At 67.9% G+C, this 15,764-nt stretch carries 13 protein-coding genes; 3 read left to right on the top strand and 10 right to left on the bottom strand.

Features of this window, described 5'->3' with window-relative positions; genetic code table 11:
• Positions 1 to 8: 8 nt before the first annotated feature.
• On the bottom strand, positions 9 to 1,001 hold the full coding sequence (thiL, locus tag E3O39_RS10085; protein ID WP_241975542.1) for a thiamine-phosphate kinase: 993 nt from the start codon (positions 999 to 1,001) through the stop codon (positions 9 to 11).
• A gap of 113 nt (positions 1,002 to 1,114) precedes the next feature.
• On the opposite strand from thiL, the gene E3O39_RS10080 reads away from it, so the two are divergent.
• Positions 1,115 to 1,627: a DUF3515 family protein gene (locus E3O39_RS10080; protein ID WP_134447532.1), complete on the top strand. Its 513-nt coding sequence runs from the start codon at positions 1,115 to 1,117 to the stop codon at positions 1,625 to 1,627.
• Positions 1,628 to 1,647: 20 nt separating this feature from the next.
• On the opposite strand, the gene E3O39_RS10075 is transcribed toward E3O39_RS10080, so the two are convergent.
• The 8 genes from E3O39_RS10075 to E3O39_RS10040 all read right to left on the bottom strand — a co-directional run bounded on the left by E3O39_RS10075 (position 1,648) and on the right by E3O39_RS10040 (position 10,277).
• Complete coding sequence (locus E3O39_RS10075) at positions 1,648 to 2,778, bottom strand: D-alanine--D-alanine ligase family protein (protein WP_134447530.1); 1,131 nt, start codon at positions 2,776 to 2,778, stop codon at positions 1,648 to 1,650.
• On the bottom strand, positions 2,681 to 3,772 hold the full coding sequence (locus tag E3O39_RS10070; protein WP_370294842.1) for an NAD(P)H-dependent glycerol-3-phosphate dehydrogenase: 1,092 nt from the start codon (positions 3,770 to 3,772) through the stop codon (positions 2,681 to 2,683). Before E3O39_RS10070 ends, E3O39_RS10075 begins: the two co-directional genes overlap by 98 nt.
• Before the next feature lie 37 nt (positions 3,773 to 3,809).
• The gene (locus E3O39_RS10065; protein WP_241985037.1) at positions 3,810 to 4,550 is read right to left on the bottom strand and encodes a 1-acyl-sn-glycerol-3-phosphate acyltransferase; all 741 of its coding nucleotides are present in this window, start codon (positions 4,548 to 4,550) and stop codon (positions 3,810 to 3,812) included.
• A gap of 79 nt (positions 4,551 to 4,629) precedes the next feature.
• The gene (murA, locus tag E3O39_RS10060; RefSeq protein ID WP_134448059.1) at positions 4,630 to 5,958 is read right to left on the bottom strand and encodes a UDP-N-acetylglucosamine 1-carboxyvinyltransferase; all 1,329 of its coding nucleotides are present in this window, start codon (positions 5,956 to 5,958) and stop codon (positions 4,630 to 4,632) included.
• Positions 5,959 to 6,062: 104 nt separating this feature from the next.
• Positions 6,063 to 6,671: a 3-isopropylmalate dehydratase small subunit gene (gene leuD / locus E3O39_RS10055; protein ID WP_134447526.1), complete on the bottom strand. Its 609-nt coding sequence runs from the start codon at positions 6,669 to 6,671 to the stop codon at positions 6,063 to 6,065.
• A gap of 2 nt (positions 6,672 to 6,673) precedes the next feature.
• A complete protein-coding gene (gene leuC / locus E3O39_RS10050; RefSeq protein WP_174774847.1) occupies positions 6,674 to 8,182 on the bottom strand; it encodes a 3-isopropylmalate dehydratase large subunit in 1,509 nt (502 codons plus the stop codon).
• 153 nt (positions 8,183 to 8,335) lie between these two features.
• Entirely contained in the window at positions 8,336 to 9,124 is a 789-nt protein-coding gene (locus E3O39_RS10045) for a PP2C family serine/threonine-protein phosphatase (RefSeq protein WP_241985036.1), read from the bottom strand.
• A gap of 127 nt (positions 9,125 to 9,251) precedes the next feature.
• On the bottom strand, positions 9,252 to 10,277 hold the full coding sequence (locus E3O39_RS10040; RefSeq protein WP_134447524.1) for a TerC family protein: 1,026 nt from the start codon (positions 10,275 to 10,277) through the stop codon (positions 9,252 to 9,254).
• Positions 10,278 to 10,533: 256 nt separating this feature from the next.
• Between E3O39_RS10040 and E3O39_RS10035 the strand changes: the two genes are divergently transcribed.
• Both E3O39_RS10035 and E3O39_RS10030 read left to right on the top strand, forming a co-directional pair.
• Positions 10,534 to 11,874 carry a hypothetical protein gene (locus E3O39_RS10035; RefSeq protein ID WP_134447522.1) on the top strand — a complete coding sequence of 447 codons (1,341 nt, stop codon included), beginning with the start codon at positions 10,534 to 10,536 and terminating at the stop codon, positions 11,872 to 11,874.
• 150 nt (positions 11,875 to 12,024) lie between these two features.
• A complete protein-coding gene (locus E3O39_RS10030; protein WP_241985052.1) occupies positions 12,025 to 13,197 on the top strand; it encodes an MFS transporter in 1,173 nt (390 codons plus the stop codon).
• Positions 13,198 to 13,238: 41 nt separating this feature from the next.
• Here the strand turns inward: E3O39_RS10030 and E3O39_RS10025 are convergent, their stop codons facing one another.
• Complete coding sequence (locus E3O39_RS10025) at positions 13,239 to 15,728, bottom strand: transglycosylase domain-containing protein (RefSeq protein WP_241985035.1); 2,490 nt, start codon at positions 15,726 to 15,728, stop codon at positions 13,239 to 13,241.
• Positions 15,729 to 15,764 lie beyond the last annotated feature (36 nt).

The raw sequence follows: 15,764 nt of genomic DNA, 5'->3' as shown, positions 1-15,764 counted from the left end.
AGGCGCGGTCAGCCGAGGGCGCCGTCCCAGCCGCGGTACGGGTCCCAGCCGCCCTGCTCGTGTGTGCGGCCGTCGACGAGGACCGTGCCCGCGGCATCCGTCGCCGTGCCGATCACACGGAAGCCCTCCGGCAGCACGGCGCCGGCAGGGAAGGTCGCGAGCAGGCCGTGGTCCTCGCCGCCGCCGAGCGCGAGCCCGACGCTGTCGCCGAGGGAGTCCGCCGCGAAGTCGATTCCGACCCCGCTCGCCTTGGCCAGGCGCCCGGCATCGATGAAGAGGCCGTCGGAGAGGTCCATCATTGCGGTCGCCCCCGCGAGGGACGCGGCAGGGCCGCGGTCGATCGGCGGTGTCGGGGCGAGCTGGGCGCCCACCTCGACCGGGTAGCGCTCCCGGACGGCCGCGGCGAGCGCGGCATCCGGAACACCGTTCGTGTCGACTCCGTGCCGGAAGAGCAGTGCGAGGCCGGCCCCTGCCTCACCGAGCCCCCCGGCGAGGGCCACGACGTCGCCTGCACGCGCTCCGGAGCGCAGAACCGGTTCCCGTCCCTCCAGGTCTCCGAAGGCCGTCACGGCCAGCGTGAGGGCGTCAGAGGCGGACAGGTCGCCGCCGACGACGCCACACCCCGGCGCGAGCGCAGCGCAGCAGTCCCGGAGCCCGTCGGCGATGCCCTCGATCACGGAGATGGGGGTCGACGGCGGGGCCGCGATCGCGACGACGAGCGCCGTCGGGCGCGCGCCCATGGCCGCGACGTCGGACAGGTTGGTGGCCGCGGCCTTCCAGCCGAGGTCGTGCGGGGTCGACCAGGCCATCCGGAAGTCCGGCCCCTGGATCATCATGTCGGTCGTGACGACGTATCGCCCGTCGGGGGCGCGGAGCACGGCGGCATCGTCGCCGGGGCCGAGCAGCTGAGTCGCAGCATCCGGCAGCCGCGGGAAGATGCGGGCGAGCACCTCGCCCTCGCTGAGCTCGGCGAGGGTCTCGGTCGCCGGTCCGGCGTTCATCGCAGCGGCACCGGTGTCTCGCACAGCCCGCGATTCCGACGCAGCCGCCGGGGATGCGTTCGCGGCAGGGGTTCTCGCAGCAGTGGTCATCTTCAAACGGTAGCCTGAATGGAATGTCTCTCCGCTCCCGTACCCGCCGCAGTCTCGCCACGTCGACGCTCGCCCTGGCCGGCGTCGTGCTCCTGAGCGGATGCACGGCGAGCGTCGCCCTCGAACCCGCGGCGGACGCAGTGAACCCCGGTTGTGCAGACGTCGTCGTTCACCTGCCGACGCTCGTCGCCGACCAGGCCGAACGCGAAACGAACGCCCAGGCGACGGGTGCGTGGGGCAGCCCGGCCGCCGTGCTGCTGCACTGCGGCGTCGCGGTGCCTGCCCCCACGACGCTGCCGTGCCTCAACGTCAACGGCATCGACTGGATCGAAGACGACTCCGCCGCTCCGCTCTACCGGTACACGACCTACGGCCGCACCCCGGCGAGTGAGGTCGTCATCGACTCTGGCAAGGTCAGCGGCTCGACGGTGCTCGTCGACCTGGCCGCCGTGATGGCGGTCATCCCCGCGACGGCCAAGTGCCTCGGGGCCGCCGACGTGACCCTGCCGACCGACGGCGGAACCCTCGCGCCCTGAACGACGCCTGCCGCCCCTGATCAGGCAGGAAGCGGGTCCCGCGCCGGGACGCCGCGGCGGGCGAGCGCGACTGAGATCAATTCGTCGATGAGCGCGGGATAGGTGTAGCCGCTCTGAAGCCAGCACGTCGGGAACATCGAGATCGGCGTGAAGCCGGGCATGGTATTGATCTCGTTGATGACCCAGCCGGTGTCAGTCAGGAAGAAGTCGACCCGCGCCAGCCCGGCGCCGTCGATGGCGTCGAACGCCCGGATCGCCATCCGCTGCATCTCGGCGAGCTCGGCCGGGGTCAGGGCCGCAGGGCACACCAGTTCGATGCCCGCTGCCCCCAGGTACTTGGCGTCGAAGTCGTAGAAGTCACGCCCGGTGACGAGTACTTCTCCGGCGACGGATGCCCGCGACGGCTCCCCCGGACGGCCCTGCAGCACGGCCACCTCGAGTTCGCGGCCCACGAGGCCCGCCTCGATCAGGACCTTGTCGTCCTCCGCGAGGGCGGTCTCCATGGCACGGACCAGCTCGGCGGGGTCTGTGACCCGGCTCACGCCGACGCTCGACCCGGCGCGGGCCGGCTTGACGAAGGCGGGCAGCCCGAGTTCGGCGAGGGCCGCGTAGGCCATTCCCGGCGCTTCGGCCCAGTCGGCCGCAGTGATCGTGCGCCACGGTGCGACCGGAAGGGAGGCCTGCTGAAAAACGGTCTTGGTGAAGTGCTTGTCCATCCCGAGCGCCGAGGCGAGCACGCCGGATCCGACGAACGGCAGGCCGAGGAGTTCGAGGAGACCCTGGATGGTGCCGTCCTCACCGTACGGGCCGTGCAGGATCGGGAAGACGAGGTCGACGCTGCCGAGCACGCGGGCTGCGGCGCCGGGGGCGTCGACGACACGGAGCGTGCGGTCGAGGGACGATTCCGGCCAGTGCACCCGGCTGCCGTTGTCGGTGACGACGGGAAGCTCCGCTGCCGAGGATCCGAGCGCGAAGTGCGCCGGGTCATCCGCTTCGAGCACGAACGCGCCGTCGCGGGTGATCCCGATCGGGATCACGTCGTAACGCGACCGGTCAATTGCCGCCAGGACTCCGCCGGCCGTGGCGCAGCTGATCGAGTGTTCGCTTGACCGACCCCCAAAGAGCAGCGCTACCGTGAGCTTGTCCGTCATCAATTGTCCTTTCGCCCTGCGGTTCCGCCGAATCCGTGGTGAGGTGAGGGGCGATGTCCCGCGGTTTCAGCGTACCGGCCAGCACCTGCCGCACCTGTTCGACGATGGGCATGTCGACACCCTTGGCCCTGGCGAGATCGAGGATCGGTCCGACGGAGGCGAGGCCTTCCGTGGTCTGCTGCATCTGCTTGACGACATCCGCGATGCTGTAGCCCTGGCCGAGGAGCCGCCCGGCCGTGTTGTTGCGGGAGAGCGGGGACTGGCAGGTGGCGATGAGGTCGCCGAGGCCGGCGAGGCCGGCGAGGGTCTCCGGCTGGGCGCCGTATGCGACGGCGAAGTCGGTCATCTCGACGAGGCCGCGGGTGATGATCGAGGCCTTGGTGTTCTCGCCGTAGCCGACACCGTCGACGATGCCGATCGCGACGGCGATGAGGTTCTTCAGCACGCCGCCGAATTCGGTGCCGATCACGTCGGTGTTGACGTAGGAGCGGAAGTAGCTGTTGGTCGCGAGGATCGCGACGGCCTGGGCGGTCTCGAGGCTCGTCGAGGACACCACGGCGGCCGTCGGCTGCTCCCTGGCGATTTCGAGGGCGAGGTTGGGTCCGGAGATCGCGGCGATGTGGTGCGGGTCGACGGGCAGCATCTCTTCGATGATCTGGCTCATCCGCTGGCCGGAGCCGCGTTCGACGCCCTTCATGAGCGACACCAGGATCGCGTCGGGCTCGAGGAACGGTTCCATCAGGACGAGGTTCTCCCGCAGCGACTGGCTCGGGACCGAGATGAAGACCTGCTCGGCTCCTGCGAGGGCCTGGTCGAGGTGCGGGGTCGCGCGGAGGCCGATCGGGAGGTTGATGCCGGGAAGGTAGTCGCTGTTCCTCCGGCCCTCCGTGATCTCGCGGGCCAGTTCCGGCCGGCGGGCCCAGAGCACGACGTCGGCGCCGCCGTCGCTCAGGATCTTGGCGAAGGTCGTCCCCCAGCTTCCCGCTCCGAGCACGGCGACGCGCGTACCGACAGGGACACCCTGCCGTTGTTTAGCCTTCAAAACGGCCGGTCTCCTTCTGGTCGTGCTCGGAGGGGTTCCAGCGTTTCGCCGGGGCCTTCTCGCCGCGGAGGTCCTCGAGGAGCCCGGTGATGGCATCCATCAGGATGGCCGTGGCCTCGTTCAGGGTCGCCGTGTCGAGGCTGCGTCCCTTGAACTCGTCGAAGGACAGCGGATCGCCGATTTTCACGTGGATGGTCTTGCGGGGAATCGGGCTGATCCGTTTCGAATACCGCGGCATCAGGTCCTGGGTGCCCCAGTGGGCGATCGGCACGATCGGGATGCCCTGCTCGAGTGCGATCCGCACGGCACCGGTCTTCCCGCGCATCGGCCAGAGCTCGGGGTCGCGGGTGAGCGAACCCTCGGGGTACACGATGACCATCTGGCCGCGCTCGACGAGCCGCCTGGCGGCCTTGACCGGTTCGTTGCCACGCGCGACCCCGCCCCGTTCGACGGGGATCTGGCCGGACTTGCGCAGCAGCCAGCCGAGTACGGGGATCTTGAAGACGGATGCCTTCGCCATGAACCGGGGAGCACGCCCGAGCTTCCACGCGAGTGCGCCGACGACGATCGGGTCGATTTCACTGAAGTGATTCGGCGACAGCACGAACGCCCCGGTCTGCGGGAACTTCCGGACGTCGGTCACCCGGTACCGCACCGCAAGGTTGACCGCAGGGAGCACGATCGTCGCGAGGATCCAGAACACCGACGGCTGTGTGGTTTCCTTGCGCACCCTCACCGGTTTCGCGGACGGATCGGGTTCGACGGACGGTTCGGATGACGGACTTGCTCCATTGACTGGCACAGGGCCATTATCCTTCGAGATCGAAGTCCGCCCCCAACAGCCGCAGCTTCGTGATGAAGTTTTCGTAGCCACGGCTGATGATTCCCACGTTGCTGACCGTCGAGGTGCCCTCGGCGGTGAGCGCCGCGATCAGGTGGCTGAAGCCGCCGCGCAGGTCGGGAACCTCGATGTCGGCGCCGTGCAGCTTCGTCGGCCCCGCGATGACGGCGGAGTGGTTGAAGTTGCGCTGTCCGAAGCGGCACGGGTGGCCGCCGAGGCATTCGCGGTGGATCTGGATCGTCGCGCCCATCTCGACGAGGGCGTCGACGAAGCCGAAGCGTTGTTCGTAGACGGTTTCGTGCACGATCGACACGCCGTGGGCGTGGGTGAGGGCGATCACGAGCGGCTGCTGCCAGTCGGTCATGAAGCCGGGGTGCACATCCGTTTCGATGACGACGGGCTTGAGGTCGCCGCCCGGGTGATAGAAGCGGATGCCGTCGTCGTGGATCTCGAAGGCGCCTCCGACCTTACGGAACACGTTGAGGAAGGTCAGCATCTCGGACTGGCGTGCGCCGCCGACGAAGATGTCACCGTCGGTCGCGAGCGCGGCTGCCGCCCAGCTCGCGGCCTCGTTCCGGTCGAAGAGCGCCCGGTGGTTGAAGCCCTCGAGTCGTTCGACGCCCTCGATGCGGATGACCCGGTCGGTGTCGACCGTGATGATCGCACCCATCTTCTGCAGGATGTTGATCAGGTCCATGATCTCGGGCTCGATCGCCGCGCCCTTGAGCTCGGTGATGCCCTCGGCGCGTACGGCGGTGAGCAGGACCTGCTCCGTCGCCCCGACGCTCGGGTACGGGAGGGAGACCTTGGCCCCGTGCAGGCCGTTCGGGGCCGACATGCGGATGCCGTTGGGCTGCTTGTCGACGACGGCGCCGAACTTGCGCAGCACCTCGAGGTGGTAGTCGATCGGCCGGTCGCCGATGCGGCAGCCGCCGAGGTCGGGGATGAACGCCTCGCCGAGGCGGTGCAGCAGCGGTCCGCAGAACAGGATCGGGATGCGGGAGGACCCCGCGTGCGCGTCGATCGCGGCGAAGTGCGCGCTCTCGACGTCGACGGGGTCGAGTAGGAGTTCTCCGGGCTCTGGCCCGTCGGTCACCTTGACGCCGTGCACCGCGAGCAGCTCGCGCACGATGCGCACGTCGCTGATGTTGGGCACGTTCTTCAGGATGCTCGGGCTCTCGCCGAGCAGGGAGGCGACCATGGCCTTGGTGACCAGGTTCTTCGCGCCCTTGAGTTCGATCCGGCCGATCAGCGGGATGCCGCCGCGAATCGTGATCTTGTCGCCTTTCAGCCCCACAGCGGCCCCCCAGCTCTGTGCGTTCTCACGGTTTTGTTCGTCTTCGAGGAGCTGCGCCTTCACGGCTGCGTCTTCACGATTCTGGGCGATCTCGCTGATGGTACTCACAAATTTACCTGCCTTGCGGGGAGAGTACGGGGCCGCCACGGCTCCCGATGGGATTCGAATTCTGCGATCCGCGCTTCATCACGCAGGGTCAGGCCAATGTCGTCGAGGCCTTCGAGCAGGCGCCAACGGGTGTAGTCGTCGACCTGGAATGGCACTGTGAAATCGCCGACGCGTGCTGTACGCGCAACCAGATCGACGGTGAGTTCTATTCCCGGGTCGGCCTCGATGATGCTCCAGAGCTTCTGGGCATCGTCCTCGGTGATCTGCGCGGCAAGGAGGCCCTGTTTGCCGGCATTGCCGCGGAAGATATCGCCGAACCGGGGGCAGAGCACCACGTCGAAGCCGTAGTCGCGCAGCGCCCAGACGGCGTGTTCGCGAGACGATCCCGTGCCGAAGTCCGCGCCGGCGGCGAGAATGCGCGCGCCCGCGTACTCCGGCCGGTTCAGCACGAATTCGGGGTCCGTTCGCCAGGCGGCGAAGAGCGCGTCCTCGAAACCGGTCTTGGTGACGCGTTTGAGGTAGACGGCGGGGATGATCTGGTCCGTGTCGACGTTGGAGCGGCGCAGCGGCAGGGCGATGCCCGTGACGGTTGTGAACTTGTCCATGGTCAGAGTGCTCCATCCAGTGCCGGTGCCGCAGCAGGGGCCAGTTCGGCCGGGATCGCGTCGGCGGGGACGAGGCCGTCCGCGACGAGGTCCCACGGGCTCGACAGCGTGCCGCGGATGGCGGTGGCCGCCGCGACGAGCGGGGAGACCAGGTGGGTGCGTCCGCCCTTGCCCTGGCGGCCCTCGAAGTTGCGGTTGCTCGTCGAGGCGCAGCGTTCGCCGGGGGCCAGCTGGTCCGGGTTCATGCCGAGGCACATCGAGCAGCCCGCGAATCGCCATTCGGCACCGAAATCGGTGAAGACCTTGTCGAGGCCTTCCGCCTCCGCTTCGATGCGAACCCGGGCGGACCCGGGGACCACCAGCATCCGCACGCCGGGGGCGAGCGTCTGCCCGCGCACGATGTCGGCGGCGGCACGCAGGTCTTCGACGCGGCTGTTGGTGCACGAGCCGAGGAACACGGTGTCGACCCGGATGTCCTTCATACGAGTGCCGGCCGCGAGGTCCATGTATTCGAGGGCACGCTCGGCGGCGGCGCGCTCGTTGGCGTCGGCGACGTCGGCCGGGTCAGGCACGGTCTCGCTCAGCGAGACGCCCTGGCCGGGGTTGGTGCCCCAGGTCACGAAGGGCTCGAGGGTGTCGGCGTCGAGAACGACCTCCGCGTCGAACACGGCGCCCTCATCGGTCGCGAGGGTCTCCCAGTACGCGACCGCGTCGTCCCAGTCCTGACCGGCCGGCGCGTGGGCGCGACCCTTCAGGTAGGCGTACGTCGTCGCATCCGGTGCGACCATGCCCGCGCGGGCGCCCGCCTCGATCGACATGTTGCAGATGGTCATGCGGCCCTCCATCGAGAGGGCGCGGATGGCGCTGCCGCGGTATTCGAGCACGTAGCCCTGTCCGCCGCCGGTGCCGATCTTCGCGATCACGGCGAGGATGACGTCCTTGGCGGTGACGCCGGGGCGCAGGGCGCCTTCGACGGTGATGGCCATGGTCTTGAACGGCTGCAGGGGCAGGGTCTGGGTGGCCATGACGTGTTCGACCTCGCTCGTGCCGATGCCGAGGGCCATCGCCCCGAAGGCGCCGTGCGTGGAGGTGTGCGAGTCGCCGCAGACGACGGTGATGCCCGGTTGGGTGAGCCCGAGCTGGGGTCCGACGACGTGCACGATGCCCTGCTCGATGTCACCGAGCGAGTGCAGCCGCACGCCGAATTCCTCGCAATTGCGGCGGAGCGTCTCGATCTGGGTGCGGCTCGTCAGGTCCTTGATCGGCCGGTCGATGGCGAGCGTCGGAGTGTTGTGATCCTCGGTCGCGATCGTCAGGTCCGGTCGGCGCAGCGGCCGGCCGGCGAGGCGCAGCCCATCGAAAGCTTGCGGGCTCGTGACCTCGTGCACGAGGTGCAGGTCGATGTAGATGAGATCCGGGGTTCCGTCGGAACCCTTGCTGACCAGGTGTTTGTCCCAGACCTTCTCGGCCAGGGTCCGCGGGCGTTCGCCGGACATCGATGCGTTAGTCATGTGTGTGCGTCTTCCTCAAGATTTGATGGCAGCCAACGACAGTCTCCGCGACGAGGGAGGCCTCAGAATTGGGACTCGTCGCGGCAGATAAGAAGGAGTCGACCGAACAGCACCCGGACAGGCTAACACTTCGCGCCGAGTCTTCGCCGAAGGTCACGACGGTGACACGACCGATTCGACGAAGACGACCGTGACATTGTCGTGCCCGCCGCGCGCGAGCGCCTCGTCGACGAGGGCGTCCACAACGGCCTGCTGGCCGTTGGCCTGCTGCTCGGCGAGGAGCCTCGAGATGTCGTCAGGCTCGAGCTCCTTGGTGAGGCCGTCGGAACAGATCAGGAAGGCACGGTGACCGGATGCCGGCACGAGCCAGACGTCAGCGTCGACGAACTCATCGGTTCCGATCGCCCTCGTGATGATGTTCCGTTCGGGGTGCAGTTCGGCGGACCGAGGCGTGATCAGTCCCGCGTCGACGAGTTCCTGCACCGCGGAGTGGTCGACGGACAGCTGGGCGAGGTGAACCCCGTCCCACGTGTAGATGCGGGAGTCGCCCACGTTGAAGGCCATCCAGTGCAGGCCGATGTCCGCACCGGCATCGACGAAGGCAACCCCGGCCAGCGTCGTGCCGCTCACCGCGGTTCCGAAGTCCTCCGCGCCGCTCAGGTCGCGCACCGCTTCGTTGGACGAGTGGATGGCGTCGAGGATGCGCTCGGGGGTTGAAGGACGGCCAGCCTCGATGTGTTCTTCGAAGACTCTCAGGACGGTCTGGCTCGCCTCGTCGCCGTGGGCGTGCCCGCCCATCCCGTCGGCCACGAGAAAGACCGGAGAGTGCGCCATGAAGCTGTCCTCATTGAGCTGCCGGACCTGGCCGACCTCGCTGCGCGCGCCGACGGTGAACGAGACCGTCACCGTTGGGAGGGTCATCGTGTCTGCGCTCTGGACCAAGCCGGTACTCCCTCGTGCTGCGGCGCGTGTTCCGAGCCGACCCGATCGCGCCTCGACGAGGCGTCAGAGACCCACGGTACCAATTCGGGGGGGACTTTTCGCGCCGCCAGGACACGTCGCGCCCGCGCTATTCCTTCGTGGTGAGCGACAGTTCCTCGCCGAGACTGTGGCCGCGGGCGCGGGCGTCCCGGTTCGCCTTGATCAGGCTCGCGACCGTGGCGACGGCCATCGAGACCACGATCACGCCGAGCGACGTCCAGGTGTCGATCTCCGGCGCCCAGCCCACACCATGGCCGCCGTTTATGAACGCGACCTCATTGGTGTGGAGCGCGTGCGAGACGAGCTTGACTCCGATGAAGAACAGGATGAAGGCGATGCCGTACTTGAGGTACACGAGCCGTTCGAGCAGGCCGCCGAGCAGGAAGTAGAGCTGCCGGAGTCCCATCAGGGCGAAGACGTTGGCCGTGAACACGATGAACGGGCTCGTCGTGATCCCGAAGATGGCGGGGATCGAGTCGAGGGCGAACACGAGGTCCGTCGTGCCGATTGCGATGAAGACGATCAGCATCGGGGTGAAGACCCGGCGTCCCTTGACGGTGGTGCGGATCTTCGAACCGTCGAAGGTCGGGGAGATCCGCAGGCGGCGACGGATCATCTTCACGAACGCGTTGTCGGCCTCGTTCGCGTCCGGTTCCTTGGCGACGGCCTGATGCACGGCCGTATAGAGAAGGAAAGCGCCGAAGATGTAGAAGATCCAACTGAAGTTCTCGATGAGGGACGCCCCGAGAAGGATGAAGATCAGGCGCAGGACGAGCGCGATGATGATGCCCACCATCAGTACTTCCTGCTGGTATTTCCGCGGCACGGAGAATCTCGCCATGATGATGACGAAGACGAAGAGATTGTCGATGCTGAGGCTGTACTCGGTGAGCCAGCCGGCGAGGAACTGACCGGCGTGTTCGGCATCGGCCAGGAGCAGCATCGCAAGCGCGAACAGCAGGGCGAGCACGACGTAGAAGACGACCCACAGGCTGGCCTCGCGCATCGAGGGCACGTGCGGGCGCTTGTACACGATCAGCAGGTCGCCGACCAGGACCAGGGTCAGGATGACCAGGGAGCCGATTTCGAACCAGAGGGGAAGGGCGAGATCCACGGAGGGGCCTTTCGAGGAGAGGGAGGGCAGGCAGAGAACCTGAAAGTCTCTCCCGCGACAAAAGATGCCGCCGATCCGACCGGAACCCCTGCACCGCGGTCCGTGTTGACGATCAGATCACTAAACCCAGTGGGCTTTGAGGGATACTCCCCTTCACGGGGGTAAGCCTAGCGGATTTCCGTGCCGAATCCGACGGACCGCGCCATAATGTGCCTGCGCCGGAGAGTGGCGCGCACTCTCGAGAGGCACGGACCCGATGGCGCAGATCGAAACCCCCGAGCAGCAAATCGAACGACTTTCGGCCCAGGTCGCGCACTTGCAGGCCCGGCTGCAGCCCGCACCGCCGAGCACTCCCGGCGTGTCTGAACCCACCAAGGCATCGCTCCGGCTGCGCGCATTCTTTGCCGCGCTCCTGATCGCCGTCGGCGTCATTCTCGCCCCGGTCGCCGTCGTCGCCGCGTGGACCAAAACCGAGGTCACCGACACCGGCCGATTCGTGGCCACCCTGTCGCCTCTTGCGGATGACCCGGCATTCCAGGCGTTCCTCGTTGACCAGATCTCCACGGTGATCGACGACCAGGTCGACTTCGAGAGCATCGCAACGGACCTGTTCGACGGAATCGCCCAGCTCAACCTGCCGCCGAGGGCCCAGACAGCCCTCGGCCTGCTCAAGCAGCCGGCCATCGAGGGTGCGCGGTCGCTGGTCCGCACGGCGACACAGCGGCTGATCGCTTCGGACGCCTTCGCGAACATCTGGGAGCAGACCCTGCGGGTCAGTCATTCCCAGGTCATCGCGGCGCTTCAGGGCGATACGGGCGGGCCGCTCACCATCGGAACCCAGGGTGAGGTCGGCATCCAGCTGGCGCCGCTCATCGCCGCGGTGAAGAGCGCCCTTGTCGCCCAGGGCTTCGCTCTCGCCGATCGGATCCCGGAGATCAACCGCACCATCCAGGTCGCCCAGTCCGACTCCCTTGTCCAGGCACGGGTCGCCTACCAGCTCCTCGACGTCCTGGGGTTCGTGCTGCCGTGGGTGAGCCTGGTCCTCCTGGCGGCCGGTGTCGTCGTGGCCAGGCGGAAGGCACGGGCGCTGATCTGGGCGGGTCTCCTGCTCGCGCTCTCGATGGCCGTGCTGGCGACGGGAATCTCCGTCGGGCGCATCCTCTTCGCAGGCTCCGTCTCGCCGCAGTACCTGCCCCGGGATGCCGCACTCGCCACCTACGACGCGATCGTGCCGTTCATCAGCGCGACGGCGCTGGCTGTGGGGACCGCAGGCGTGACCGTCGCCGTGGTGGCGTACCTGGCCGGGCCCTTCCGCGGCGCGATCGTGGTCCGCCGGCTGACCGTGGACTCTGCCAGGAGCATCCGCTCGTCGGCGGAACGTCGAGGAGGAACCACGGGACCGTTCGGGGTCTGGCTGTACTCCGTGCGGCGATACGCGCGGGTCGTCGTTGCGCTTGTGGCCGGGGCCGTCGTGCTGTTCGTCCGCCCGCTGTCGCCGGGCGTGATCATCGGCACCGCCGTCACCGCCCTCGTCGCGATCCTGCTGATCGAGCTCCTCCAGCGCCCGCCAGCGGATGGCGTTGCCGCAAGCCTGTAGCCTTCGACCGTGAACGTTGAGAGCACGGATGAGACCACGGGCGAGACCACGAGCGAGACCACCGCGGAGACCACCGCGGAGACCTCAGGTCCGGGCGGCTCCTCCCCTGCCTCGGTCTCGCGGCCGCCGGTAGCGGCCCGCCGTGCCCGCATAGCGGTCGGCGTGCTCTTCTTCACCAACGGTGCGATCTTTGCGAACCTGTTGCCGCGCTATCCCCAGATCAAGGCCGACCTCGGCCTCACGAACGCGGAATTCGGCTTCGCGGTCGCCGCATACCCGCTCGGCGCGCTCATCGCCGGGTTGACGGCCGGGATGCTCGTGCGCCGGTTCCGCTCCTCCCGGGTGGCGATCGTCGCCACGGTGTTCACCGCGGTCGGCATCCTGCTTGCCGGGGTGGCCCCGGCCTGGCTTCCGCTCGCGGCCGGATTGTTCCTGGCCGGCGCGATGGACTCGATCACCGACGTCGCCCAGAACTCACACGCGCTGAGGGTGCAGCGACTGTACAAACGCTCCATCCTCAACTCGTTCCACGCTGTCTGGAGCATCGGTGCGGTATCCGGCGGCGCACTCGGGTCCCTCGCCGCCGGGCTCGGCATTCCCCTGGCCGTGCACCTCACGCTCTCCGCCGTGCTGTTCAGCCTCCTGGCCGTGCTGTCGTACCGCATGCTCCTGTCCGGCCCCGAACCGGACGAGACTCGTGCCGCCACTGTTCCGGCCGGCGTGCAGACGCGCACCGGACGAGCGGTCGGCGTGTTGGCGAAATACGCGGTGCTCCTCGCCCTCGTGCTCATCGCGGCGTCCGGGGCCATCGTCGAGGACGCCGGCAGCTCCTGGTCGGCCATCTACCTCTCCGTCGACCTCGGCGCATCAGCCTTCGTCGCCGGCCTCGGCTTCATCGCGCTCCAGGGCATGCAGTTCATCGGGCGGATGCTCGGCGATCGGCTCGTCGACCGGTTCGGCCAGCGCGCGGTCGCGAGAACGGGCGGCGTGATCGTCTGTGTCGGCATGGGAAGCGCCCTCCTGGTCCCGTCGGTCCTGGGCACCGTGGTCGGATTCGGCCTCGCAGGACTCGGGGTCGCGACCCTGATCCCGGCGGCCATGCACGCGGCGGACGAGCTTCCTGGCTTCCGCCCTGGCTCCGGGCTGACGATCCTCGCCTGGCTGCTCAGGGTCGGTTTCCTCGTCTCGCCGCCCGTGGTCGGCGCGATCGCCGACGCGTCCTCGCTCCGGCTCGGCCTGCTCGTCGTGCCGGTGGCCGGTGTGCTCACCCTGCTGTTCGCCGGGGTCCTGTCCGGCCGGGAGCCTCGCGGACCCAGCAGCTGATCTTCTCCTCGCGCCGAAGTGAGCGCGGGCAGTGCGCCGGCTCAGCCTCCCGCGGCGGCCAGCCGGCCGACCAGAATCGTGACGGCATCTCCCGGTCTGGCGGCGCTGCCGGCCGGTGGCGACGTCGTGACGACCGTGCCGACGAGAGCGGAGTCCTTCACATCGGTTTCGTTCTTCACCACGGTGAAGTTCGACAGGGCGGCGCGGGCCTCGGCTTCACGTTTGCCCGAGACGTCCGGCACGACGACGAGCGCGGCGTTGCTCGTGCGCACCGTCACGGCAGCGCCGCGGGCCGCGCTTGCTCCCCCACCGGGCTCGGTGTTCGCGACAACGCCGGCAGGCAGCTCGGAGTCGATGGTTCCGCCATTCACGAAGAGGAAGCCTGCGGATTCCAGGGTCGACTGCGCCTGGCTGAGGCTCTTGCCGCGAAGGTCAGGAATGGACACCTGGGCGGCGTTGATCACCGCGCCGGAGGCCGCGGGAAAGGCAACGCCGGGATACTTCGCATTCGCGACGCTCATCACGTCCGGCCACATCCGATGCCGTGCCGTCGCGGCCTGCTGGCCGTTGAAGGAGGTGGTGCGCTGATCTCTGTCGCCCGTGACGCTCATCACGCCGGCGACGGTGGCGACGGTCGTGCTCGCCCCGCTCATCCAGGTGTCCTTGTTGCCGTCTGTGGTCCCGGTCTTGCCGATCATCGGCGACTTCGGACTGGTCGCCTTGAACGAGGCGGATCCGGTTCCGCTCGCCATGACCTGCTGCATGGCATAGGTCATTCCGGCCGCGACGGTCGGGTCGACCGACTGGTGGCACGCCGACTGCGGCACGGGAAGTGCGGTTCCGTCGGAGCCGGTGATGTGGTCGATCACGATCGGGCTGCAGGTGGTGCCCTTGTTGGCGATGCCGGCGAAGGCTACCGCCATGCTCAGGGGCGCGACCTCGTTTGTGCCGAGCACCGCGGAGGCACCCTGCTCGAGCGGGCCGCCGTCGGCGCGCGTGACGTCGAAGGCCTCCGCAGTCTTGCGGATGCCGCACAGGTCGAGTTTCTTGGCCATGCCGATGAAGCCGGTGTTGATGGACCCGATCGTCGACTGCAGGGCGCTGTAGTTGGCGCCGGACTCACTTGAATCGTTCTTCGGGTTGTAGCCGGGGAAGCTCACGGTGCCGCCGGTCGCGCAGCTGTCGCGGAAGGTGCCCCAGTTGGCCTTGCGCCGGGAATCGACCCGCTCATTGAGCGAGTGGCCCTCGGTCAGCCATTCGGCGAGGGTGAACACCTTGTACGTCGATCCAGGCTGGAACCCGTGCGATCCGCCCTGGTCGACGTTGGTATTGTAGTTGATCCCGGTCAGGTTCGACCCGGTGATCGGCACATCCGGGTCCTGGCTGTAATCCTTGTTCTGCGTCATGGCGAGCACCTTCCCGGTGCCCACAGCAACGGAGACGATCACGCCACCGACGTCCCAGCCGGGGTAGGTATCGGGGACGTTGGCCTTCATCGTGGCCTCGGCAGCCTGCTGCATGTCGAGGTCGAGGGTCGTGTAGACGTTGAACCCGCCGCGGCGGAAGTTGGCCATCCGGGTGGTGTCGTCGGCGCCGAAGGTCGGGTCGTTCTGCAGTGTATTCACCACGAGGTCGCAGAAGAAGGCACTGCCGCCGGCAGTCTGGCAGCCGGTCGAGGGCACGTGGATGCTGGGCTCGATGGCCGTGGCGATCGCGGCATCGTGGTCGGCCTGGTTGATCTTGCCGTACTTGAGCATCTGGTCGAGGATGTAGTCGCGGCGGTCCTTGTTCGCGGCGTAGCCGTTCGCGGCGCCGTTGGTCTCGCTGTCGGGCTGGTCGAGCTGGAACTTGACCGGGTTGTTCACGATCGCGACGAGGCTCGCGGCCTGCGGGAGCGTCAGCGTCGCCGCCGTCGAACCGTAGTAGTACTCCGCGGCCGATTCGATGCCGTAGACGGTGCCGCCGAAGCCGGTGATGTTCAGGTACTGGCGGAGGATGTCGTCCTTCGCGTACTTCTTCTCCACGCCGATCGCCAGGCGCATCTCCTTGAGCTTGCGATCGGGAGTCTTGGCGATCGCGGCGTCATAACAGTCCGACTTCTTCTGCGCATCCGTGAGCACCTCGCACTTCTGAACGAGCACGTTCTTCACGTACTGCTGGGTGATCGAAGACCCACCGCGAACATCACCGGTGGCGACAGTCGTGACGATCCCGGTCACTGTGCCCTGCAGGTCGATGCCGCCGTGGTCATAGAAGCGCGGGTCTTCACCGGAGGTCGCGGCGTCCTTGACGAACTGGTTGATCGCGTCCGAGGCGACCTCGACACGGTTCTGGTCGTAGAACGAGGCCAGGAGATACGGGACGCCGGTGCTCGTGGTCGCGTAGATGTTGCTCTTCTGCGAAAGCTGGTCGATCTTCAGGTAATCGGGCAGGTTCTCGAAAACAGTGATCGCGTTTGTCGCAGCAAGGCCGGAGAGGCCCAGGGCGGGAGTAACCGCGGCCGCCACGAGAACACCGGCAACGACACTCATCCCGACAAAACCCAGCAATCCGCCGACCGCTTCGAA

Source organism: Cryobacterium sp. MDB2-A-1 (assembly GCF_004402675.1).
GTDB lineage: Bacteria > Actinomycetota > Actinomycetes > Actinomycetales > Microbacteriaceae > Cryobacterium > Cryobacterium glucosi.
The sequence above is the reverse complement of the archived record's forward strand: the minus strand, read 5'-3'. Positions and strand labels throughout refer to the sequence as shown.